The sequence below is a fragment of the Mucilaginibacter sp. P2_A4 genome (assembly GCF_056405015.1).
Window position 1 is genome coordinate 20,355 of the sequence record NZ_JBFUCX010000024.1, and the last position, 25,126, is coordinate 45,480.

Below are 25,126 nucleotides of genomic sequence, written 5' to 3' on the forward strand. Positions count from 1 at the left end.
ATATGAAGATATTAGTATGCATTAGCCAGGTGCCCGATACTACAACCAAAATAATATTAAAAGATAATGACACGGCCATTAATGGCCAGGGTACTACCTATATACTCAACCCCTATGATGAGTGGTACGCACTGGTTCGTGCTATTGAATTAAAGGAAAGCGGGATTGCTACAGAGATCCACCTGGTAACTGTTGGCAAGACTGATGTTGAGCCGGTAATACGCAAAGCACTCGCATTGGGAGGTGATGAGGCTATCAGGATTGATGCCGAAAGCACCGACCCATATCAAACCGCAGTTTATATTGCCGATTATGCTAAAAATGCGGGGTACGACCTGGTATTGTGCGGTAAAGAGTCAATAGACTATAACAATGGTACTACAGGCGTTTTGCTTGCCGAACTGCTTGATATGGATTACATAGGCTTTGCCACAAGTGTAAAAATTGAAGGCAATGTGGCCATAGTAAATCGTGAAATTGAGGGCGGTGAAGAAACCGATAGCTGCAACCTCCCGGTTGTAATTGCCTGCCAGAAAGGAGTAGCCGAAGCACGCATACCCAATATGCGGGGCATCATGGCTGCACGCACACGCCCGTTAAAAGTAATTGCTCCATCAGCCGTAACTCCGCTGACTGCTATACTACCATACGAATTACCAGCCGCCAAAGCAGGCGTAAAATTAGTAAGCGCAGATAATATGGATGAGCTGGTAGCCTTACTTCACTCCGAAGCCAAGTCGATTTAATAAATAGTTATTAGTACTGTAAAAACATCAAACTAAATTAAAACACATGTCTGTAATTGTATTGGTAGAACATACCGGAGGAAATATAAAAAAGAAAAGCTTTGAAGCCGTGCGGTATGCTGCCCACATTGCACAACAAACAGCCACCACCGTAACGGCGGTTGTTTTAGGAAGCATAGCCGATGCAGAAATGGAGGCTTTAGGAAACTATGGTGCCAGCAAGGTAATTCATATTTCCGATAGCCGCCTTAATGAGCTTCATGCCAAAGCCTATGCTACCGCATTGATAAATATTGCCCGCGAAGAGGATAGCAAGATCATTATAACACTTTATGATATTAATGGCCGTGCGGTTGCGCCAAGGGTGGCGGCACAACTAAAGGCTGGCATGGTAGCCGGAGCGCTCTCCTATCCCAACCTTGATAAAGGGTTCGCTATCAAAAAGTCTGTTTTTTCGGGCAAGGCCTTTGCCTGGGTTAATGTACTGAGCGATGTAAAAGTAATTATGCTGATGCCCAATACCTTCCAGCTTAATAAAACTGATGGTAGGGCGACGATAGAAAAAAAGGACATCAGCTTTGGCGAAAAGGATTTTGGAATTAAGGTAACCGCCGTAAATAAAGTTACCGGCGAAATAGCGCTTGCTGATGCCACCCTTGTGGTATCTGGCGGCCGCGGCATGAAAGGCCCCGAAAACTGGGGACTGATAGAGGATCTGGCAAAAGAACTTGGTGCTGCAACAGCATGCTCACGCCCGGTAGCCGATACACATTGGCGCCCTCATCATGAGCATGTGGGGCAAACCGGGGGAACCATACGCCCTGATCTTTATATAGCCGTGGGTATATCTGGCGCCATACAACACCTGGCAGGGGTTAATGGTTCAAAAACCATTGTTGTAATTAACTCAGACCCCGAAGCGCCATTTTTTAAAGCGGCAAATTATGGTGTTGTAGGCGATGCCATGACCATTTTACCAAAACTGACAGCAGCCGTAAAAAAGTTTAAAGAACAACATCATTAATAGTAGTATGCACGTTTTTTATGAAGGCCAGGTACTATGGTCACAAATAGATGCCAACCAGCACATGAGGCATTCGGCCTATGCCGATCTTGCCGCACAGGCCAGGTTGAACATGCTCGAAAAAGTAGGTTTAAATCCCATAAAACTTTTTGGATACAAAATAGGCCCGGTGCTTTTCAGGGAGGAACTATTTTACCTGCGCGAAATAGCGCTGGGCGATTATGTTACCGTAAGCTGTGAAATTACGCGCTCAAGGGCAGATGGATCTCGCTGGACCATCAGGCATGACTTGTATCGTGGTGATGGCATCAAAGCTGCTGTAATTATTACCGAAGGTGCCTGGATTGATATGGAGAAACGAAAGTTAACCATATTACCTGTTGAGTTAAGCAGCTTGTTTATGCACTCGCCCCGGAGCAGCGATTATGTTGAAGACTTCCCCAAACCAAAAGAATAATACCCCTCAATTAACTAACCATAAAATTACACCCATGAGTTTGAAAGAAAACTTTGAAACAGCCGTTAAAGAAAGTAAGGAACTAACCAAACGGCCCGATAATGAAACGTTGCTTAAATTATACAGCTTATACAAGCAGGCTACCGACGGCGACATAAGCCCCGACATACCTGTACCAAACATGTTTGATTTTGTAAATAAGGCCAAGTATGAAGCGTGGAAAAGTTTAACAGGAATAACGCCCGATACCGCGATGACTGATTACATTGATCTAATTGAACAGTTAAAACGCCCGGCGTAAACTGCAATTAAAACAACCGAAATTTTGACAAATGTTTCCGCCATATGGCCCTATAGAATCCCTTACTTAATGGGATATTTGTTAACATAAACCAATTATAAATTATTCACCGCTCAGGTGGTTAAGTTTTCTGTCAAGATGCATTTGATTACTGCCTGGTTGCAGAGAGCTTCATGCAGGTGCTTTTTAGAATTATTTAATCACATGGCCATAACCCTAAAACAATGTTAGTTTGTAAAAAACATCTCACCAGGTTGGTATTAATAATGCTCACTGTAGTATCCGCGGGGTTTGTAACCAAAGCGCAGAGCGAAAAAGACAAAATAGAAGGCTTATGGTATAATGATGTTAAAAGTGCCAAAATACAGATAACGAAAGAAAAGGATGGCAAATTTTACGGCAAGGTGGTTTGGCTTAAAGAACCCTTAAAAAATGGCAAGCCTAAAGTTGATGAGCTTAACAGCGATGAAAAATTGCGCACCCGGCCCAGGCTTGGCCTGCCTGTATTATCGGGCTTTGAAAAAGATGGCGATGATAAATACACAAACGGTAAAATTTATGACCCTAACAACGGAAAAACTTATAGCTGCAAAATTACCCATAAAGGTAAAACGCTTGATATAAGGGGTTATATCGGCATCTCGCTATTTGGGCGTACCACTACCTGGGAGAGAGCAGAATAAATATTATAAAAAGATCTATCTACATTAATACAAGCATAAACACATGAGTGCTAAACGAATTATAAAAAAAGTAGCTGTATTGGGTTCGGGTGTGATGGGCAGCCGTATAGCTTGCCATTTTGCAAACATTGGCCTGGAAGTACTGCTATTGGATATTGTACCAAAAGATGCCGATGCCAAATCAAGAAATAAGCTGGTAAATGATGCGCTGACAGCGGCTTTAAAATCAAACCCCTCTCCTGTTTATTCAAAGGCCGTGGCTAAAAATATCAGCACCGGAAATTTTGATGATGATATGCCCAAAATTGCCGGCTGCGATTGGGTAATTGAGGTGGTGGTTGAGCGGCTTGATATTAAGCAAAAAGTATTCGAGAATGTAGAGAAATACCGTAAACCCGGTACCCTCATCACTTCCAACACATCGGGCATACCCATTCACCTGATGGCTGATGGACGAAGTGAAGATTTTAAAAAGCATTTTTGCGGCAGCCATTTCTTTAACCCACCCCGGTATTTGAAACTGCTGGAGGTGATACCTACCAGTGATACCTTGCCCGAAGTTGTTGATTTTTTATTGCACTACGGCGAAAAATACTTAGGTAAAACCACCGTACTGGCAAAAGATACCCCGGCATTTATCGGCAATCGTATCGGGGTGTTCAGCATCATGAGCATATTGCATTATGCAGAAAAAACCGGCATCACCATTGAAGAAGTTGATAAACTTACCGGCCCGGTAATAGGTCACCCTAAATCGGCTACCTTCCGTACCAGCGATGTGGTAGGTTTAGATACCATGGTGCACGTGGCAAACGGCTTAAGCCAGGGCGTTCCTAATGATGAGGCTAAAGATCTGTTCCAGATCCCGGAGTTTGTAACCAAAATGGTGGCCAACAACTGGCTGGGCAGCAAAAGCGGACAAGGCTTTTATAAAAAAGAAAAAATTAACGGCGCAAACGTATTTTACACGCTTAACCTAAAATCGCTGGAATACGAGCCATCTAAAAAGGTAAAATTCCCATCGCTTGAAACAACCAAAACGGTTGATAATTTAAAAGAGCGGATGAAGATCTTGTTTGCCGCTAAAGACAAGGCCGGAGATTTTTACCGTGCTATATTTTACCAGCTGTTTGCCTATTCCAGCAATCGCATCCCCGAAATTTCTGATGAACTATATAAAATAGACGCCGCTATGAATGCCGGCTTCGGCTGGGAAACAGGTCCGTTTGAAAAATGGGACGCACTGGGTGTTGAAACCACTGTTAAAGCGATGGAAGCCGGGGGCCACAAACCTGCACAATGGGTTTATGATATGCTGCAAAGCGGCGTAGCAAGCTTTTATAATATACAGGACGGCAAACGCCTTTATTATGATATCAAATCCAAAACATACCAGGTGATCCCAGGCACCGAAGATTTTATCCTGCTGGATAATATCCGCGCGGCAAATACCATCTGGAAAAATAGCGGTACAACCATTATAGATCTTGGCGATGGCATCATTAACCTGGAATTTCATACTAAAATGAACACCATTGGCGGCGAGGTGATAGAGGGTATCAACAAAGCAATTACCCTTGCCGAGCAAAGCTATAAAGGACTGGTAATCTCTAACGAAGGTGGAAACTTCAGTGCAGGTGCCAACGTGGGGATGATATTTATGATGGCCGTTGAGCAGGAATTTGATGAATTGAATATGGTGATCAAGGCATTTCAAAACACCATGATGCGCATCCGGTATTCTTCTATCCCTGTTGTTGCGGCTCCCCATCAAATGGCATTGGGAGGCAGCTGTGAACTGTGTTTACATGCTGACAAGGTGGTGGCTCATGCCGAGCTTTATATGGGTTTGGTTGAATTTGGCGTTGGCCTGATTCCCGGCGGTGGCGGCACCAAAGAGTTTGCCCTGCGTTTAAGTGACGAGTTACAGGATGGCGACATCGAACTAAATAATTTCCGCGACAGATTCCTGACTATTGGCCAGGCTAAAGTATCCACCTCGGCACAGGAAGCCTTTGAGCTGGGTTATTTGAAAAAAGGACGAGACATAGTTGTTGTATCCCGCAACAGGCTGTTATCCGAAGCTAAAAAGCAATGCCTGGTAATGGCTAATGAAGGCTATGTGCAACCGGTTCAGCGCAAGGATATCAGGGTATTGGGTAAACAGGCGCTTGGGTTGGCTTACGTAGGTGCAAATACCATGTTTAGCGGTAATTATATCAGCGAGCATGATGTTAAAATATCACAAAAACTGGCATACGTACTTGCAGGCGCAGATCTATCGCAGCCAACATTGGTAAGTGAAGAGTATTTATTGAACCTGGAACGCGAGGCCTTTTTGTCACTCTGTACCGAACGCAAAACATTAGAGCGCATACAATCCATTTTAACCGGCGGAAAAGCATTAAGAAACTAATTTAAACACGACAAAATGAACGCATATATAGTAGCAGCATCCCGCAGTGCAGTTGGCAAAGCAAGTAGAGGCGGTTTTAGGTTTACCCGACCGGATACTCTTGCTGCCGAAGTAATTAAGCAATTAATGGCATCTGTACCCAATGTGGATAAAGAGCAAATTGAAGATGTAATTGTAGGCAACGCCACACCCGAGGCCGAACAGGGTTTAAATGTAGCCCGCCTGATCTCGCTGATGGCGCTGGATACCGATAAAGTTCCAGGGATGACAGTGAACCGGTATTGCGCTTCGGGCTTAGAAACTATTGCCATCGCGTCGGCAAAGATACATGCCGGGATAGCCGATTGTATTATAGCCGGTGGTGTAGAAAGCATGAGCCTGTTACCCATGGGTGGGTGGCGTATTGTACCCAACGCCGATGTTGCCATAGCACATCCCGATTATTACTGGGGTATGGGATTAACCGCAGAGGCTGTTGCCAGGGAATACAATATTAACCGCGATGAGCAGGACCAGTTTTCTTACCAATCGCATCAAAAGGCTATCAGTGCTATTGCAGGGGGGAAATTTAAAAATCAGATTGTCCCGGTTAATGTATCTGAAAACTATGTTGACGAAACTGGAAAAAGAAAAACAAGATCATTTACAATAGATACAGACGAAGGGCCGCGTGCCGACACCTCTCTAGAAGCATTGGCAAAACTTAAACCTGTGTTTGACGCCAAAGGCCTGGTAACTGCCGGCAATTCATCACAAACCAGTGATGGTGCCGCCTTTGTAATGGTAGTAAGTGAGCGTTTTATGAAAGCAAACAACCTTACCCCTATTGCCCGTTTGGTAAACTATGCCGTTGTTGGCGTTCCACCACGAATTATGGGTATTGGCCCCTTGTATGCAATTCCCGAAGTATTAAAAAAGGCCGGCATAAAACAAGATGAAATAGACCTTTTTGAACTGAACGAGGCTTTTGCATCGCAATCATTAGCAGTAATAAAGGGACTGGGCTTAAACCCCGATATTGTAAATGTTAACGGTGGCGCTATTGCATTGGGCCACCCGCTGGGATGCAGTGGTGCCAAACTTTCGGTACAGCTTTTTGATGAGCTGAAACAAAGGGATAAAAAATACGGCATGGTTACCATGTGCGTTGGTACTGGACAAGGTGCCGCAGGGATATTTGAATTATTAAATTAAGATAAAAAACATTAAATACATACAATTATGAGCACAGCAACAGAAAACAAGCATTTAAAAGGTGGTGAGTTCCTGGTAAGAGAAACAAATGCTGAAGATGTGTTTATTCCTGAAAACTGGGATGAAGAGCAGCTGATGATAGCCCAAACCTGCCAGGACTTTGTGGAACAAAAAGTTGTTCCCGTGCTTGATCGTATAGATTTACAGGAAGAAGGGCTGATGATTCGTTTAGTTAACGAAGCGGGCGATTTGGGCATCCTGGGTGTTTCCATTCCCGAAGAATATGGCGGTTTTGGTAAGGATTTTACCACAGCAATGCTTATCAGCGAAAAAACCGGTCCGGGGGCATCATTTTCGGTAGCGGTTATGGCCCACACGGGTATTGGTACGCTGCCTATATTATATTACGGGAACGACGAACAAAAAAACAAATACATTCCTAAACTGGCTACCGGCGAATGGAAAGGTGCCTATTGCCTTACCGAACCGGGTGCGGGTTCAGATGCAAACTCGGGCAAAACGCGCGCTACACTATCTGCCGATGGTAAACATTACCTCATCAACGGCCAAAAAATGTGGATCACCAATGCGGGCTTTGCCGATGTATTCACCGTTTTTGCCAAAATAGACAATGACGAAAACCTGAGCGCCTTTATTGTTGAAAAAGGTTTTGAGGGCTTGTCCCTTAACCCCGAAGAGCACAAAATGGGTATTAAGGGCAGTTCAACCCGCCAGGTATTTTTTAATGACTGCAAGGTACCGGTAGAAAACCTGCTTTCGGAACGGGGTAACGGCTTCAAGATAGCGGTAAATATTCTTAACCTTGGCCGTATAAAATTAGGCGGGGCCGCTTTGGGAGCTTCCAAATCTGTTATAACAAGTTCTGTTAAGTATGCCAACGAGCGTGAGCAATTTGGCCGCCCTATCGCAAAATATGGGGCAATCCGTTATAAATTAGGCGAGCAGGTTATCCGCGCATACGCTGCCGAATCTGCCATGTACCGCGCAAGCCAGAACATTGAAGATGCCACACATAACTTAATTGAACATGGCATGGATGCATCACAAGCCAAACTTAAAGGCACCGAGCTATTTGCTATAGAAGCGGCAATTATAAAAGTACATGCATCAGAAGCGCTTGATTATATTGTGGATGAAGGCGTACAGATTTACGGAGGCATGGGTTACAGTGCAGAAGCACCAATGGACAGGGCTTATCGCGACAGCCGCATTAACCGCATATTTGAGGGTACTAACGAAATTAACCGTATCTTAACAGTAGATATGATATTGAAGCGCGCCATGAAAGGCGAGCTTGATTTGATGGGGCCGGCGCAAACAGTTGCTACCGAATTAATGAGCATTCCTGATTTTAATATTGTTGAGGAAGATCTTTTCACCAAAGAAAAAAAGTATGTATCAAACTTTAAAAAAGCTATTTTACTTGTAGCGGGTGCAGCAGTTCAAAAACTGATGGCCAACCTTGCTAAAGAGCAGGAAGTTTTGATGAATATTGCCGATATGGTTATTGAAACCTATGCCAGCGAATCAATCCAGCTGAGGGTAGAAAAATTAGCCGGCCAGCGTGGTGAAGATGCTGTTAAGGATCAGATTGATATGATGCAGGTTTATATAAGGGATGCCGGTGATAAAATATTTAAAGCAGGTAAAGAAGCATTGAATGCTTTTGCCGAAGGCGATGAACGAAGGATGATGATGACCGGCCTAAAACGCTTTACCAAAACGGAGGATATTAACACCACCGCTGCCCGCAGAAGAATTGCGGCAAAACTGATTGAACAAAATAAATATTGCTTCTAACCGGGCTCATTTAATATTTTAAAACAGGTTATATGAAGAATGTAGCAAGATTGTTTGATTGTATAAGCACACAGGCCCAAAATCCTAAAGCCGACCTGTTAAACGCCAAGGAAAACGGTGTATGGGTTTCCTATAGTACAACCGAGGTGCATGAAAAAATCTATCAATTAGCTGTGGCTCTTCTCGGGATGGGCATATCAGCCGGTGATGGTACCACAGTAGGCAGGGATAAGGTTGGCCTGATCAGTAATGGCAGGCCCGAGTGGGTCATAGTTGATTTGGCGGTTCAGTTAATAGGCGCCATACTGGTTCCTCTTTATCCCAACAGCAGCTTAAAGGAAATTGAGCTAATTTTAATTGAAGCAGAGGTTAAGTGCATTTTTGTAAGTGATGCCGACCTTTGCGGCAAGGTAAATACCGTAATTGATCATGTGCCATCCTTAAAATCCATTTTTTCTTTTAATGATTTAAAAGACTGTAAAAGCTGGAAACAACTGCTTAAACCCATTACGAACGCCGACAAAGACAAAGTAAACGCAATAAGCGCCACCATTAAGGAAGATGATGTAACTACCATCATTTTCACCTCGGGCACCACGGGGCGACCCAAAGGCGTAATGCTTAGCCACAAAAACATTGTAAATAATGTAACCGGATCGGGTGATGTACTGGATCAAATCCCTTTAGAAAATAAACGCGCGTTAAGCTTTTTACCGCTTAACCATATTTTCGAAAAAATGTGTACTTATATTTATCTCTTTTACGGTTTCTCTATTTATTATGCCGAAAGTATGGAGACTATTGGTTTTAATATGAAGGAGGTAAAGCCTTATATTTTTACAGCAGTACCCCGCTTATTGGAAAAAGTATTTGAAAAAATCATCATTGAAGGGCAAAAACTTACAGGCATAAAAAGGAGAATTTTTTTATGGTCAATTGTAATTGCAGAGGGGTTTGAGCTTACCGGTAAAAGCCCCTGGTATAAACTGCAATTAGCCATTGCTGATAAGCTTGTTTATAGTAAATGGCGCAAAGCGATAGGCGGCAATATAAAGGCGATAGTTGTAGGTAGTTCAGCATGCCCCGTTAGATTGGAGCGAATATTTACCGCCGCTAACATGGTTATTTTAGAGGGCTACGGCCTCACAGAAACCTCCCCGGTAATTTCCGTTAACCGATATGACCTTGCTCACAGAAAATTTGGTACAGTTGGGCCCTTGATAAAAGATGTGCAGGTTAAAATTGCCAGCGATGGAGAAATACTCACTAAAGGACCAAGTGTAATGGTGGGCTATTACAAAAACCCCGAACTCACTGCCGAGGTGCTGGAAGATGGCTGGTTTCATACCGGGGATATTGGCGTACTGGATAAAGATGGTTTCCTGAAAATTACCGACAGGAAGAAAGAGATCTTTAAAACATCAGGTGGCAAATATGTTGCACCGGGCCCCATTGAAAACCGCATGAAGGAGAGCCCATTTATTGAGCAAATGATGGTGATTGGTGCCGACAGAAAATTCACATCGGCCTTAATTGTGCCCTCCTTTCCTAATCTTAAATTATGGTGCACTCAAAACAAGCTCGATATTTCTTCCAATAATGAAATTGTGACTAATGCCACCGTAATTGCATTATTTCAATCAATTATAGAATCATTAAACACGGAGTTCAACCATGTTGAACAAGTTAAAAAATTCACTTTGATTCAACACGAATGGACCATTGATGGCGGCGAACTTACCCCTACCGGTAAAATGAAACGCCGCGCTATTTTAGAAAAATACGATAAGGAAATAGAAAAAATGTATACCAGCGACATTGACAATCCGGCTGTTACTCATTAATTTTCACTCCCTTATTCTTTTTATAACCCATGTAAATGAATACACTTCAGTTAACTATCCGGGATAAACTTGCCATCATCACGTTAGATAGGGGCCGATCCAACCCCATAAATACAGAAATGATCACAGAACTGATATCATCAGTAAAGGATATTGAAGCAAACGATAACATAGCAGGACTAATCATCACCGGCAAAGAAGGTTTCTTTTCTGCCGGTATCGATTTAATGGAGGTATACAACTACAACGAAGAACAAAGCAAAGATTTCTGGACCAGTTTCATGTTGATGCAAACGGTTTTGATAAACTTTAAAAAACCATTTGTAACCGCAATAACAGGGCATAGCCCTGCAGGCGGCTGTATCATAGCCCTATGCAGCGATTACCGGGTTATGGCCTCCGGCCAATACATTATTGGTTTAAATGAGATTCCCGTAGGCATCATAGTACCTGATACCGTATTTCACCTCTATGCATTCTGGTTAGGTAGCCGCAAGGCTTACCAGTACCTGTTGGACGGGAAATTGCTGACCGTTGAAGACGCTCTTAAAGATGGATTAATTGACGAGGTTTGTGCCGCTGAAGATGTATTAGCATCGGCAGAAAAAAAAGTGCGGGCATATATGAAATTGAACCCGGCTACCTGGAGCCAAAGCAAAATAAATTTCAGGAAAGAACTTTCTGAAAAGCTACAGGTTGATCATAGCGCTGCCTTAAACAGTATGCTACAGCAATGGTGGGCGCCTGAGACACGCTCAACGCTGCAAAAAATAATTGACAAATTGATGAACCCTGTTAAAAGCAAATAATTATATGCAAGCACCTGGCAATAATGACTTTTTGAACCATCCCGATGAAGAAGAAGGGATGTTGAAGGCAAATGCATTTAAAAACAAAACCATTATTATAACAGGTGGTGGTACGGGGCTGGGTAAAGCTATGGGTACTTACTTTTTAAAGTTAGGGGCCAATTTGATAATTACAAGCCGCAAGTTGGATGTGCTTCAACAAACGGCTAAAGAAATGGAGGCCGAAACCGGTGGTAAAGTATTGGCATTAGCCTGCGATGTACGCAACTATGATGAAGTAGAAAATATGCTTACACAGGCTATTGAAAGCTTTGGAAGCGTTAACGCGCTGGTAAACAATGCTGCAGGCAACTTTATATCACCTACAGAACGGCTATCTGCCAACGCGTTTTCAACCATTATTGATATTGTACTTAAAGGTTCTGTTAATTGCTCACTGGCCTTGGGTAAGTATTGGATAAAAGAAAAAATGGCGGGTAATATTCTCAATATCATTACCACCTATGCCTTTACAGGTTCTGCTTATGTGGTGCCATCTGCCTGTGCAAAGGGCGGCGTATTGGCCATGACCAGGTCATTGGCAGCAGAATGGGGACGACACCAGATCCGTACAAATGCCATTGCACCCGGCCCCTTCCCTACCAAGGGCGCATGGGAACGCCTGTTGCCCGGCGAAATGGCACAAAAATTTGATTTTAAAAACAGGGTACCACTTAAAAGAGTAGGCAAACACCAGGAAATTGCAAATCTTGCCGCATATTTGATCTCAGATTTTTCTGGCTATATTAACGGCGACGTAATAACCATTGATGGCGGCGAATGGCTGCAGGGTGCCGGTCAGTTTAACGGCCTGGAAATGGTAACTAACGATATGTGGGATAGCATTGAACAATTAACAAGGCATCCCAAAAGCAGCTAATCTGTCAATAAACTTTTAGTAATGATTGCACAAATAATATTTATTATCATTCTTGCTGCCGCTGTTTACCTGTTCACAAAAAACGCGGGTAAAATAAGGCGCAATATCCTGTTGGGCCGCGATACCGACCGCAATGACAACCCGGCCATACGCTGGAAAACCATGGCCAAGGTGGCCCTTGGGCAAAGCAAAATGGTAAAACGCCCCTTAGCCGCGATAATGCATATATTTATTTATGTAGGCTTCGTGATCATTAATATCGAAGTATTGGAGATTATGATTGATGGTCTCTTTGGTTCGCATAGGATATTTTCAAAGCCGTTGGGAAGTTTATACGGTTTCCTGATTGGCGGGTTTGAAGTACTGGCTGTGTTGGTACTTGTTGCCTGTGTTGTTTTTTTAACCAGAAGAAATATTGTGCACCTAAAGCGTTTCAGCGGTAAAGAAATGACCGCATGGCCAAAATCGGATGCCAACTATATCCTCATCATAGAAATATCGCTCATGGTTGCTTTTTTAACCATGAACGCTGCCGATTACAAATTACAGGCGCTTCACGTTGGCCATTATCTAAAAGCGGGCAGTTTCCCGGCAAGCAGTTTTATCGCCCCATTGTTGCCCAACCAGGCAACACCGTTGGAAATGATTGAACGCGGGTGCTGGTGGTTTCATATCACGGGCATTTTGGCATTTTTAAATTACCTGCCCTATTCCAAGCATTTTCATATCCTGCTGGCATTTCCAAATACGTACTATTCAAAACTTACGCCTAAAGGGCAATTCAGCAATATGGCTTCTGTTACCAATGAGGTAAAAGCCATGCTTGATCCGTCTTTTGTTCCGGAGGCTACAGCTCCCGGTCGCTTTGGCGCCAAAGATGTAACCGACCTTACCTGGAAAAACCTGATGGATGCTTACACCTGCACCGAGTGCGGCAGATGTACAAGCGTTTGCCCGGCCAATATCACGGGCAAATTGCTATCGCCCCGTAAAATCATGATGGATACCCGCGATCGTATCACAGAGGTGGGTAATAATATTGATAAGTTTGGCAAAGATCATAATGACAACAAATCATTGCTTGATGATTACATCAGCAGGGAAGAATTATGGGCATGCACTACCTGTAATGCCTGTACAGATGCTTGCCCGGTAAACATCGACCCACTGAACATTATTACCGAAATGAGGCGTTACATTGTGATGGAAGAATCACAGGCGCCAGCCAGCCTGAATGGTATGTTTGGCAATGTTGAAAATAACGGCGCTCCCTGGAAATATAGCCAGGCCGATAGATTGAATTGGGCAGAGAAATAGCAGGCGGTTTTAAGCTTGCCTTAATGAAATAAATCCAAGGTTTATATGCCCTGGGAAAATAATAAATCCGAAATGGAAGATCCGAAATCCGAACTAAAGATACCTACAATGGCGCAAATGGCTGCCGAAGGCAAAGAACCTGAATTATTATTCTGGGTTGGCTGTGCCGGAAGCTTTGATGAGCGGGCGCAAAAAATAACACGCGATATCTGTAAGATTCTGCAACATGTAGGCATCAGCTATGCCGTGTTGGGTACCGAAGAAAGCTGCACCGGCGATCCCGCTAAGCGTGCCGGTAATGAGTTCCTGTTCCAGATGCAGGCCATGACCAATATTGAGGTATTGAATGCCTACTCCGTAAAAAAGATAGTAACAGGTTGCCCTCATTGTTTTAACACCATTAAAAATGAATATCCCGGCCTGGGTGGTAGTTATGAAGTAATTCATCATACACAACTTATTCAGCAGCTGATTGATGAGGGAAAATTAAAAGCCGAAGGCGGTGAAAGCTTTAAAGGCAAAAAGATCACCTTTCATGATCCTTGCTATTTGGGCCGGGCTAATAATGTGTATGAGGCTCCTCGTGCAGCCCTGGAGATGCTGGATGCCGAACTGGTTGAAATGAAACGCTGCAAAAGCAACGGCCTATGCTGCGGTGCAGGCGGCGCCCAGATGTTTAAAGAGCCAGAAAAAGGAAACAAAGAAATAAATGCCGAAAGAATTGAGGATGCAATAAATGCCAATGCACAAATCGTAGCCTCGGCCTGCCCTTTCTGTATGACCATGCTTAGCGACGGCGTTAAACTCAAAGAAAAAGAACAGGCAATACAGGTACTTGATGTTGCCGAATTAACCGTTAGGGCGAATGGATTGTAAGGCTTCAACGTTATACTCAAAGCAATAAGTATTTTTAGTCATATACAAATAAAAAACAGGTCGTCATTGCGAGGTACGAAGCAATCTCTACATAAGTAGATCGACCTTGTAGAGCCCCTCTTTACGCCTTGGATATTGCTTCGTACCTACCCATGACGTATTTACTAAAAAAGCTTTTGTCGTCCTGAACGATTTGAAGGATCTATTCTCCGCTATGCTTCTTCGACCCGTACAAGTCTGCGAATAGATCTTTCGTTCCTCAGGATGACAAACTTTTCAAACGTCATTTTCCTTTCAGTGTCCTCCGGATAGTAAAACTCACAATGATAGTTCAATAAATCACTTCATTGCTGTCATGCAAACCTAAAAATCCCCCTGCAGGTTTATTTTTAATAAGGATTTGATGTTATTGATTTACAACGTAATCTTGCAGGCATAAATCGACTATTAAAACCAAAAATATGAAACAAGGACTTTTAATTGATATGGATGGCGTGATCTACAGCGGTGAAGAGCTGATTTCAGGAGCCGATAAATTCATTAAACACCTTATAGATAATAATATACCATTTGCTTTTATGACCAATAACAGCCAGCGTACAAGCCTGGAAGTGGTGCGTAAATTAAAAAGAATGGGCATAACTGTAGAAACCAAACATGTATATACCAGCGCCATGGCAACTGGAAAGTTTCTTGGCGACCAAAGCCCAAATGGTACAGCTTACGTATTGGGCGAAGGCGGTTTATTAACCAGCTTGCATGAAAACGGCATCACTCTTGTCGACTCGGATCCTGAATTTGTGGTTTTGGGCGAGGGCCGTAATTTCACGCTTGAAATGGTACAGCGGGCAGTTGATATGATACTTGCCGGTGCAAAGTTTATCACAACCAATAGAGACCCCTCTCCTAAAAAACCTGGATGGAACAATTTAGGTATCGCGGCAACAACCGCCATGATTGAAGAAGCAACCGGCCGCAAAGCATTTGTAACCGGTAAACCAAGCCCGGTAATGATGAGATCGGCCCGCAAATTCCTGGGTCTGGAAACCGCAGAAACAACCGTGATTGGCGATACCATGGAAACAGATATACAGGGTGGTGTTCAAATGGGCTATAAAACCATTTTAGTATTGTCTGGTATATCAAGTAAAGAAACCTTGGGCAACTATGCCTTTAAACCCGATATGATTGCGAGTTCGGTTGACAAGATAGTTTTCCCTTTAAAATGGTGGTAAACTATTTTAAATTTATAGTGGCTTTATATTAGCCTGAGGAGTTCGAAATTAAAACGCGGACGTCATGCCGAATTTATTTCGGCATCTCACAGGACAATCACGCCTGCCACGTCACCGACTTACCTGCTGCAGACCTATCCCGTGCTCAATGAATGTGGGATGCCGAAATAAATTCGGCATGACGTGGCGTTTTTTTTAAGGGATTCCCTGTGATCCTCTATTATCATTTTATCGGTATGTAATAATTTCTTTACATTTACTGCGTGCCTCGAGGTAATGCATTACAAGAAATTGTTTTTAATTGGCTGTCACTTTGAATATACATGAGCTTGTTCACTTAATCCGATTTAATAATGATGAGTCGGCATTTAACGAGCTTTACAAAGCACAAGTAGTTAAGCTTTGCCAGTTCGCTAATTCTTTTCTGGACGACAATGAAGCCAGCGAGGAAATTGTGAACGACGTGTTCGTGAAGATCTGGCTCAACCGCAGCTCCCTGGATAAGATCAGGAACCCGCAGGTATATTTATATGTTGTTGTAAAAAATGCTTGCCTTAATCATATCCGCAGTAATTCGTCCAGGACAGTCAGGGAACTAAATATTGCCGAATCTTTTTACTTTCACCTCAATGCAGATCCGGCACAATTACTTATCAGTAAGGAGCTTCATGCCGAAATCATCAATGCTGTTAACTGCCTTCCCCCCCGCTGCAAACTCATCTTTAAAATGGTAAAAGAAGATGGGCTTAGCTGCAACGAAGTAGCATCTATCCTTGACCTATCAAACAAAACGGTATTTGCCCAATTATCCATCGCGCTTAAAAAACTCGAAAGCGTCCTTAGCTAAGTTTCTTCCAAATTTACCGTGCACAAACCCAGGTAAAACAAATTTTAATTTTATTTCAAAATCTTTTAGGAAAATCTTAATTGTTTGGTGTCTTTATATCAGATTAACTAAACTATGGGAAAATCAAGGTTTATTGAGCTGATGGCCAAAAGCATGGATGGGTCGGCCAGTAAAGATGAATTAAAAGAACTCGAACTATTTTTAAAACAGTATCCGGGATATAAAAAGATACAGCATGTAACGGATGCTTTAACCAGCACAATTAATAAGGATGATGCTATTTTAGAGGTAACGGCGATAAACAACAAGCTTGATGAGCTGTGGGTTAAAATCAAAAGTGCGGAAGGATCAGCAACTGAAACATTAAATGATAATATAAGATCGTTCAATTATTGGAAATGGATAGGTTCGGCAGCGGCGGTAACGGTGTTTGCTTTGCTAAGCTTTTTGTTTTATTACAAACAGCAGGTGGGCCGGCAGGTTGCTGAAGTTACCATAAAAAGAGTAGATGTACCTTTTGGTAAAATGATGCAGGTTACCCTGGCGGATGGCACCAAAGTTAAACTTAATGCCGGCAGCCATTTTACCTATCCATCTGTTTTTTCAAATGCGCAACGGGAAGTAAATTTAGAAGGAGAAGGTTTTTTTGAAGTGACCAAAAATGCTAAGAAACCATTTTTAGTACACACCGCCGGGTTTACTGTAAAGGTTTTAGGCACTGTGTTTAATGTAAAGGCTTACCGGGATGATAAATCAACCGAAACTACCTTATTGAAAGGTAAGGTGCAGGTAGAGTTAACAGACGACCCTGAAAAGAAAATCATTTTATCACCTCATGAAAAGCTCACTATAAATAACCCGTTACCAATTGCCAGCCATCCGTCAATTAAGGTGGATGTGGCTAAAATAAAATATGAAGTGGCTACACTGCCCAATATTAGTAATGACATTTACCAGGAAAATGCCTGGACAGAGAACAAAATCATGTTTGTTAATAATGATTTTGAAGATGTTGCCCGGCAAATGGAACGCAAATATGATGTGCACATCGTATTTGAAGATGAAGCACTTAAAAAGGAACAGATTAGCGGTGTGCTGAAAAACGAAACCTTGGAAAGCGCGCTATTGATCCTAAAACAGATTATGCCATTTCAATCAAAAATTGAAGGCAATACTGTTTACCTGGCCTATAAGCTTAAAAAATAAATACCCCAACTAATACTAACTTAATTACAAAACATGAAGAGAAACATTTACTTATCAGATTCCTGAAAACCCATAAATAAACAAGGGAAGAGTTGCACCTCTTCCCTGCAAAAATCTGGGATTTATTATTAAGAGTAAGTGTGTTATGAAGGCGCTTACTCTATCCATTAATTTTCAAAACAAATGTAATGAAAAAAACAAGAAGGGCATTTGCAAGTCCATTTGCCCCCGTATGCCTTAAAGTTATTTTGCTAATGAAAGCAGTATTCTTTCTAATTCTGGTTACATGTATGCAGGTTTCGGCCAATGTATATTCGCAACAGAAATTCACACTCAGCATTAAGCAAACAGATGTAAGTAGTATACTTACCAAAATTCAAAAACAAAGCGATTACCGCTTTTTTTACAACTACGCGTCCCTTAAAAAATTGGGCAAGGTTGATCTTGATGTGCAAAATGCAACAATTGAGCAGGTATTAGGTGCGCTTATTGATAATAAACTACCCTACAAAATGACCGATGGCCATGTAGTTATTATCTCAACTCCCGAAGACGGCAACATCCAGCTTATTGTTAAAGGAAAAGTTGTTGATAACAAAGGCGAACCGCTAATTGGTGTAAACATTAGGCTGCAGGGTACCAACCTGGGCACCACTACCGATATTAACGGTAATTTTGTGATTAACGCCCCCGACAAAGGTGTGCTGGAGATTAGCTATATCGGCTATGAAAAAAAGATTGTAACTATAAACGGAGATCAGCCGCTGAACATTGTGATGACAGCTTTACCATCTGCACTGGGCGAAGTGGTAGTAGTTGGTTATGGTACCAGCAAAAAAGTTGATATTACAGGTTCTGTTGCCAGCGTTAAAGGCGGTGATATTCAAAATCTGCCGGTAACCTCTGCTGCACAGGCTTTGGATGGCCGTGCCAGCGGTGTAAATATTGTGCGTAATGATGGCTCACCAGGTGCAGCACCAAGTATCAGGATTCGTGGTACCGGTACTGTAAATGATGCAAACCCACTTGTAGTTATTGATGGAGTGCCTACCAATAGCCCTGATGCCCTAAGCGATATCAATCCAAACGATATAGCCTCGGTAGATATTTTGAAAGATGCTTCCGCCGCAGCTATTTACGGTACACGTGCCGCCAATGGTGTGGTGTTAGTGACTACAAGGAAGGGTACCTACAATCAAAAATTAGCCACCAATGTTAACTTTTATAGCGGTTTTTCTAATACAACCAAATATTTGGATCTGCTTACCGCGCCCGACCTGTACAAATTGAAAAGGGAGCGTTATACCAATGATGGTGCAACTATTGATGCACCATGGAATGATTCCTACTATGCTACTCAGAGAACAGATTGGCAGCGGGCCATCATGAAAACCGGTCATGTAACCAATGGTGATGTAAATATTACGGGGGGGAATGATGTATCCAATTATTATTTCTCCACCTCTATTTATAATGAGGATGGTATCATCGATAAAACCAACTATAAACGTTTCAGTACCCGCATCAATTCAGAACATAAGGTAACTAATTGGTTAAAGCTGGGCGAAAATATCCAGTTGAATTATGCTAATAATAACGGTTTTGATAATAATAATTCACAAACAGGTCTTATCTTCTCCGCACTGCGCTTTAACCCGGCCATACCTTTGGTTAATGCCGATGGTACTTACGGCACATCAAAAGCTTTTGCCAACCAGTTGGGCGATATAAACAGCCCTTATGCAACCATACAGGAGGCAGACAGGTTTAATAAAAAATACCGCGCGCTGGCGAATGCTTTTGCCGAGATTTCGTTTTTAAAAGAATTAAAACTGCGTGTAAACTATGCGTATGATGGTACCTTGAACCGGTCATACAATTTTAACATAGCGGATGTTAACCAGGCAAGGCAAAATACCACATCATCGTTAACACAAACCGAGGGCGAATTATCGTCGCAATTGCTTGAGTCATTCCTTACTTATGATAAAGTGTTTGGCAAAAGCCACGTAACGTTTACAGGTGGTTATTCCTACCAAAACTTTAAAACGTACGGTTTTAATGCATCAAGATTAGGATATGATGACACTTCGCAAGACCAACGAGTACTTGGCCAGGGCAATAGCCAGTTCAATTCAAGCGTGATACCTGATGAGTCGTCGCTACAATCTGGTTTTGGCAGGTTGTTTTATGATTATGACGGTCGTTTCCTGGCTACATTAACCTTCCGTGCAGATGGATCTTCGAGATTTGCGCCAACTAAAAGATGGGGGTATTTCCCGGCATTCTCTTTGGGCTGGAGACTATCAAATGAAGCTTTTATCAAAAATATAACATGGATAAGCAACCTGAAATTATCAGGTGGTTATGGCGAGTTGGGCAACCAAAATATAGGCACATTTCAATATGCAAGTTTAATCAGGCTTGGCAGTACTTATGAAAACAATGGTTACACGTTTGGTGGTGTCGGCTACACGGGTGCTGCGGTTTACAGCCTTGCCAACCCTGTCATTGCCTGGGAACGCACAGCTATGACCAATATTAGTTTAGATGCGGGATTTTTGAATAACCAATTAACAACAACGCTAACCTGGTTCAATAAAAACACCAAGGATATGCTTTTAGCTCCACCTGTTGTTGGATCGGCTGGATCGGTATCTATCCCTTTCCAGAATATCGGTACCATGAACAATCATGGCGTTGAGGTTGAATTGAACTACCAGGGCGGCAGCAAGGTAAAATATTCCTTTGGCGCTAACGCTTCGTTCATCAAAAACAAGGTAACCAAGCTAAACGGCGAAGGAACATTTGTTGGCTCTACCGTATATGGTCGCTCGAGCCAGGAAATTGCCAGAACTTACCAGGGACAGCCAATAGCCTCATTTTATGGATGGAAAACTAATGGTTTATACCAAACCCAGGCTGATATTGATAATGACCCGGCACTTAAAAATGATTCCCGTAAGGGCAATATTAAACCAGGAGATGTACGTTTCCTTGATTTAAATGGTGATGGCCAGATTGATGGCAATGACCGTACCACCCTTGGTAACCCTAACCCCAACGTTACTGCCGGTTTACAAGGCAGCATATCATACATGGGTTTTGATTTCTCGGCAAACTTTACCGGTGTATTTGGTGTGAGCCTGTACAATGCCGATAGGATGCAGGGCATTGATCCAACCTATCCGTTTAACCTGTATGCCGAAGACTTAGGCCGATGGACAGGGCCGGGTACCAGCAATACCATCCCAAGATTATCACTTGATCGTGCGAATGATAACTACCGTACATCTGACCTTTTTGTAGAAAGCGGAAGTTATGTAAGTCTTAAAAACGCCACTTTAGGTTATACCCTACCGGGTAATTGGGCTAAAAAGGCTGCTTTAAAAAGCATAAGGGTATATGCATCCGGCCAAAACCTGTTCTTTATAACAAAATACAAAGGCTACACGCCAGAGTTAGGTTATACCAACGGGAACTTCCAAAGAGGGGTTGATGTAGCCCAGTATCCATCAGTAAGGACAATTACATTCGGTTTAACAGTTAAATTATAAGATCATGAAATCGAACAAAATATTATATACGCTTACATTGCTTGCCTTGTTTAGCAGTAGCTGTAAAAAGGCACTTGATTTGAAGCAACAAGGTGTTTACAGCTCCACAAACTATTTTCGTAATGAGGTTGACGCTGTTAACGCGGTAACAGGTATCTACAGCATTTTACCCGAAGAAGATTATATAGGCCACGCGGAATCAACATTTGATACCCCATCCGATGATTACTGGCGTTCTGGTGACCACGGTGAAGACGAGGGTATCGAAAATCTTACTTATGATGCCTCAAACGCCGCTATCAGGTACCCATGGAGATGGAGATATGAGGAAATTAACCGCGCTACCAATTGTATCATCAATATCCCTAAGATCACAGCTATTTCTGCCGATGTTAAAAATCGCAGCATGGGCGAAGCGTATTTTTTAAGGGCTTTTGGTTACTGGCGTTTAATGATCATTCATGGCGATGTGCCTATCATTACCGAAGATGATTACACCAAACTAAACTTTAATGTTCCAAAATCACCAATTGAAGAGGTACGCAAACAAATAGAAAGCGATTTGCTGAAAGCGGTTGATCTGCTGCCTGAAAGCTATGGAGCTTCAGACCGTGGCCGCGTAAGCAAAGGTACTGCACTTGGATTTTTAACCAAGCTGTATATGTATTGGGAAAAACTACCCCAAGCAATTGCAACAGGGCAAAAAGTAATTTCAAATTCGAATTATGCACTGGCTGCCAAATACCAGGACAATTTTACCCGTGCAAATGAGAATAGCACAGAATTGCTTTTCTCTATCCAGGCGGTACAAAATGTGGTTCAAAACGATTTTACGGTTTACTACATTCCAAGGCCATGGGGTGGTTACGGCTTTAGCCAGCCATTGCAAGGTTTGGCTAACGAGTTTGAAGCTAATGACCCCCGTAAAGCAGCGACTTTATTAACTGTAGGTGACAAGGTTGACCTGGGCGATGGAAATGGTTTAACCACCTTTACTGCCGATCTTTCGGCAACGGGCTTTGCTTTTAAAAAGTACGCGGTATTTAACACAGCTGCAGATGGTGGTGGTGTAGATCATACCTTCGCGGTACCATTAATGCGGTCGGCTGATATTTACCTGCTGGTAGCAGAAGCCCTTATCCGTACACAAGGCGCCGGTGCCGGTGATGCATTAATCAACCAGGTTAGGCGTCGGGCATCAACATTATTGCCGCCGGTTGTAGGTGCAGGAATGACACAGCTGATCCACGAGCGCCGCGTAGAACTTGCCGGCGAAGGTGAGCGCCACCAGGACTTAATGCGCTGGGACAAAGCTAAAATTGTTGATATCGCAGCTATATACAACAGGGCAGTTTCAAAAGCGCCTCTTGATCAGTCTAAAACGGTGACGTTTGTTCGTCCTAAAAATTATTATTTCCCATTACCACAGGTAGAAATTGATAAGAGTAAAGGAGTTTTAGTCCAAAATCCAAACTTTTAAGTAATGATCAATTAAAGGCCGGTAGCCAGCAATAATTTATTAAGTTAATTTGCGCTGGCTACCGGCATTTTTATTTAAATAATACCCTATAAAAAAAGAACCCGCTTAAATGATGAAAAAAGGTTTATTGATATTTATTGTTACCGCATTTAGTTTAAATACCTACGCACAGGTTGACCAAAAAGCTTCCTATGATTTTATTGAACGGGTTATTCCGGGCAAATCAGCTGCCTTTGTAATTGAACCCATAGCCCAGGACAATGGCAAAGACGCATTTGAGCTTGATAACAGCGATGGTAAAATAGTTTTACGTGGCAGCAACGGCCTATCTGTAGCGGCAGCTTTAAATTATTACCTCAAAACGTATTGCTTTTGCGATATCGGCTGGAATGGTACCAATTTAAAAATCCCGGCAACTTTGCCAGCGGTTAACAATAAAATCCATAAATCAACCCCATACCAATACCGCTATTACCTTAATTATTGCACCTTTAATTACACCATGGCCTGGTGGGATTGGGAACGCTGGCAAAAAGAAATTGACTGGATGGCACTCAATGGCATTAACATGCCGCTGGCCATTACCGGCGAGGAAGCGGTTTGGCAGGATGTATATAAAAGCATGGGCTTTACAGATAAAGAACTGGACGCGTTTTTTAGCGGACCGGCCTATTTCTCCTGGTTTTGGATGGGTAACATTGATGCCTGGGGCGGCCCGCTGCCACAGCACTGGATGGATAGCCACAAAGCATTGCAAAAAAAGATCCTGGAACGCGAACGTTTGTTCGGGATGAAACCCGTGTTGTCATCATTTACCGGGCACGTGCCTCCTTCCTTTAAGGATCGGTTCCCGAAAGCAAAAGTTAAGAAAACCAATTGGGATGCCGGCTTCCCAGATGTTTACATTCTTGATCCCGATGATGAGTTATTTGAATCCATCGGCAAAAAATATATAGAGGCACAAACCAAAGAGTTTGGCACAGATCACCTTTACTCGGCAGATACTTTTAACGAAAACGTCCCTCCTACCAATGACTCTACTTACCTGGATGGGATGAGTAAAAAAGTTTTCAGATCCATGACCGCCGCCGATCCCAAAGCGGTATGGGTAATGCAAGGCTGGATGTTTCATTACAACAACAAATTTTGGCAGCCACAACAAATCAAAGCATTGCTAAATGCTGTACCGGATGATCAGATGATCGTTCTGGATTTGTACAGTGATGCCCACCCGGTTTGGAACCGCACCGAAGCCTATTACGGTAAACCATGGATCTGGAGTATGCTGCAAAACTTTGGTGGTAACATCAGTTTGTTTGGCCGTATGCGTCATGTAGCCGCCGATCCTGCCATTGCCCTGCATGATCCCGAATCAAAAAACATGACCGGTATAGGCGTAACACCAGAAGGGATTGAGCAAAACCCGGCATTATTTGCCCTGATGCTTGAAAACGTTTGGCGCGATACCCCTATTGACGCGGATGCATGGGTAAGCAATTATGCCCGCAGGCGTTATGGACAAACAAATACCAATGCAGACAACGCATGGCATATATTATTGAACACCGTTTACAGCGGCGGCCTTACCGAAGGTGGCCCGGAATCCATCATTGTGGCCCGGCCAACTATGCAAAAAACTATCGATAGGGTGTTAACTAAACTGAACTATGACCCTAAGCAATTGGCAAAAGCATGGGAGCTTTTAGTAAACGCGGCCGATAGCTTAAAACAAAGTGACGGTTTTCAGTATGATTTGATTGACGTAACACGCCAGGTATTGGCTAATTATGCAACGCCATTACAGCAAAAAATGGCATCTGCCTATAAAAGCGGTGATAAGGAAGCATTTAAACAATACAGCACCGCGTTTTTACAGTTGATGGACGATATGGATTCCTTGCTAAGTACCCGTAAAGATTTTTTACTGGGCAAATGGATCAACGAGGCAAGGGCAAACGGCATTACCGAAAAAGAAAAGAACCTTTACGAGTTTAACGCGCGCGACCTGGTTACCCTTTGGGGCGATAAGGAAAGCGGCCTGCGCGAGTATTCAAACCGGCAATGGGCAGGTTTAATAAAAGGCTATTATAAACCCCGCTGGGAATTATATTTTTCGCAGCTTAATAAATCATTGGCAACAGGTACCGCTTTTGATGACAAAGCATTTGATGCACAGGTAAAAAACTGGGAATGGCAATGGGTTAATAAGCACGATAATGCATACCCCGATGCCGCCAAAGGCGATGGCGTTGAAAAATCAAAGGCTTTATTTGCAAAGTATAATAGTTTGGTGCAGCAGGCAGCGTATTAACCAATACCTCTGTTTTTTTGTAGAGATGCATAATTGCGTCTCCCGCAGGACATTCCGAATTTGCAAAGTCGATTTGCACGCGG

General features: G+C 42.8%; 19 protein-coding genes. All 19 read left to right on the plus strand.

Translation table 11 applies throughout. The annotated features are described in order from the left end of the window. The first annotated feature begins 2 nt into the window (after positions 1-2). The 19 genes from AC1DYB_RS29260 to AC1DYB_RS29350 all read left to right on the plus strand — a co-directional run bounded on the left by AC1DYB_RS29260 (position 3) and on the right by AC1DYB_RS29350 (position 25,043). Entirely contained in the window at positions 3-746 is a 744-nt protein-coding gene (locus AC1DYB_RS29260) for an electron transfer flavoprotein subunit beta/FixA family protein (RefSeq protein WP_477440319.1), read from the plus strand. Between the two features lie 46 nt (positions 747-792). Further along, positions 793-1,770, plus strand: a complete 978-nt coding sequence (locus tag AC1DYB_RS29265) for an electron transfer flavoprotein subunit alpha/FixB family protein (protein ID WP_477440321.1) — start codon at positions 793-795, stop codon at positions 1,768-1,770. A 7-nt stretch (positions 1,771-1,777) separates the two neighbouring features. After that, positions 1,778-2,227 (plus strand): acyl-CoA thioesterase, encoded by a 450-nt coding sequence (locus tag AC1DYB_RS29270; protein ID WP_295715408.1) that lies wholly within the window; start codon positions 1,778-1,780, stop codon positions 2,225-2,227. A gap of 34 nt (positions 2,228-2,261) precedes the next feature. Continuing rightward, entirely contained in the window at positions 2,262-2,528 is a 267-nt protein-coding gene (locus tag AC1DYB_RS29275) for an acyl-CoA-binding protein (RefSeq protein WP_477440323.1), read from the plus strand. A gap of 224 nt (positions 2,529-2,752) precedes the next feature. After that, positions 2,753-3,211, plus strand: coding sequence for a DUF2147 domain-containing protein (locus AC1DYB_RS29280; protein ID WP_477440325.1), 459 nt, complete (start codon positions 2,753-2,755; stop codon positions 3,209-3,211). A 43-nt stretch (positions 3,212-3,254) separates the two neighbouring features. After that, positions 3,255-5,627, plus strand: a complete 2,373-nt coding sequence (locus AC1DYB_RS29285) for a 3-hydroxyacyl-CoA dehydrogenase NAD-binding domain-containing protein (RefSeq protein ID WP_477440327.1) — start codon at positions 3,255-3,257, stop codon at positions 5,625-5,627. A 15-nt stretch (positions 5,628-5,642) separates the two neighbouring features. Further along, positions 5,643-6,821, plus strand: a complete 1,179-nt coding sequence (locus AC1DYB_RS29290; protein WP_477440329.1) for an acetyl-CoA C-acyltransferase — start codon at positions 5,643-5,645, stop codon at positions 6,819-6,821. Between the two features lie 27 nt (positions 6,822-6,848). Continuing rightward, positions 6,849-8,642, plus strand: a complete 1,794-nt coding sequence (locus AC1DYB_RS29295) for an acyl-CoA dehydrogenase family protein (RefSeq protein WP_295715418.1) — start codon at positions 6,849-6,851, stop codon at positions 8,640-8,642. Between the two features lie 32 nt (positions 8,643-8,674). Beyond that, positions 8,675-10,486: an AMP-dependent synthetase/ligase gene (locus AC1DYB_RS29300; RefSeq protein ID WP_477440332.1), complete on the plus strand. Its 1,812-nt coding sequence runs from the start codon at positions 8,675-8,677 to the stop codon at positions 10,484-10,486. 35 nt (positions 10,487-10,521) lie between these two features. Beyond that, positions 10,522-11,295: an enoyl-CoA hydratase/isomerase family protein gene (locus AC1DYB_RS29305; RefSeq protein WP_477440334.1), complete on the plus strand. Its 774-nt coding sequence runs from the start codon at positions 10,522-10,524 to the stop codon at positions 11,293-11,295. A 58-nt stretch (positions 11,296-11,353) separates the two neighbouring features. After that, positions 11,354-12,214 (plus strand): SDR family oxidoreductase, encoded by an 861-nt coding sequence (locus AC1DYB_RS29310; protein WP_477440375.1) that lies wholly within the window; start codon positions 11,354-11,356, stop codon positions 12,212-12,214. Between the two features lie 21 nt (positions 12,215-12,235). Further along, the gene (locus AC1DYB_RS29315) at positions 12,236-13,531 is read left to right on the plus strand and encodes a 4Fe-4S dicluster domain-containing protein (RefSeq protein WP_477440336.1); all 1,296 of its coding nucleotides are present in this window, start codon (positions 12,236-12,238) and stop codon (positions 13,529-13,531) included. Positions 13,532-13,603: 72 nt separating this feature from the next. Further along, on the plus strand, positions 13,604-14,407 hold the full coding sequence (locus AC1DYB_RS29320) for a (Fe-S)-binding protein (RefSeq protein WP_477440338.1): 804 nt from the start codon (positions 13,604-13,606) through the stop codon (positions 14,405-14,407). 461 nt (positions 14,408-14,868) lie between these two features. After that, complete coding sequence (locus AC1DYB_RS29325; RefSeq protein WP_295715430.1) at positions 14,869-15,642, plus strand: HAD-IIA family hydrolase; 774 nt, start codon at positions 14,869-14,871, stop codon at positions 15,640-15,642. 313 nt (positions 15,643-15,955) lie between these two features. Continuing rightward, the gene (locus tag AC1DYB_RS29330; protein ID WP_477440340.1) at positions 15,956-16,489 is read left to right on the plus strand and encodes an RNA polymerase sigma-70 factor; all 534 of its coding nucleotides are present in this window, start codon (positions 15,956-15,958) and stop codon (positions 16,487-16,489) included. Positions 16,490-16,603: 114 nt separating this feature from the next. After that, the gene (locus AC1DYB_RS29335) at positions 16,604-17,695 is read left to right on the plus strand and encodes a FecR family protein (RefSeq protein WP_477440342.1); all 1,092 of its coding nucleotides are present in this window, start codon (positions 16,604-16,606) and stop codon (positions 17,693-17,695) included. A 188-nt stretch (positions 17,696-17,883) separates the two neighbouring features. Continuing rightward, positions 17,884-21,252 carry a TonB-dependent receptor gene (locus AC1DYB_RS29340; protein ID WP_477440344.1) on the plus strand — a complete coding sequence of 1,123 codons (3,369 nt, stop codon included), beginning with the start codon at positions 17,884-17,886 and terminating at the stop codon, positions 21,250-21,252. 4 nt (positions 21,253-21,256) lie between these two features. Beyond that, positions 21,257-22,732, plus strand: a complete 1,476-nt coding sequence (locus tag AC1DYB_RS29345) for a RagB/SusD family nutrient uptake outer membrane protein (protein WP_477440346.1) — start codon at positions 21,257-21,259, stop codon at positions 22,730-22,732. Between the two features lie 109 nt (positions 22,733-22,841). Then, a complete protein-coding gene (locus tag AC1DYB_RS29350) occupies positions 22,842-25,043 on the plus strand; it encodes an alpha-N-acetylglucosaminidase (protein ID WP_477440348.1) in 2,202 nt (733 codons plus the stop codon). Positions 25,044-25,126 lie beyond the last annotated feature (83 nt).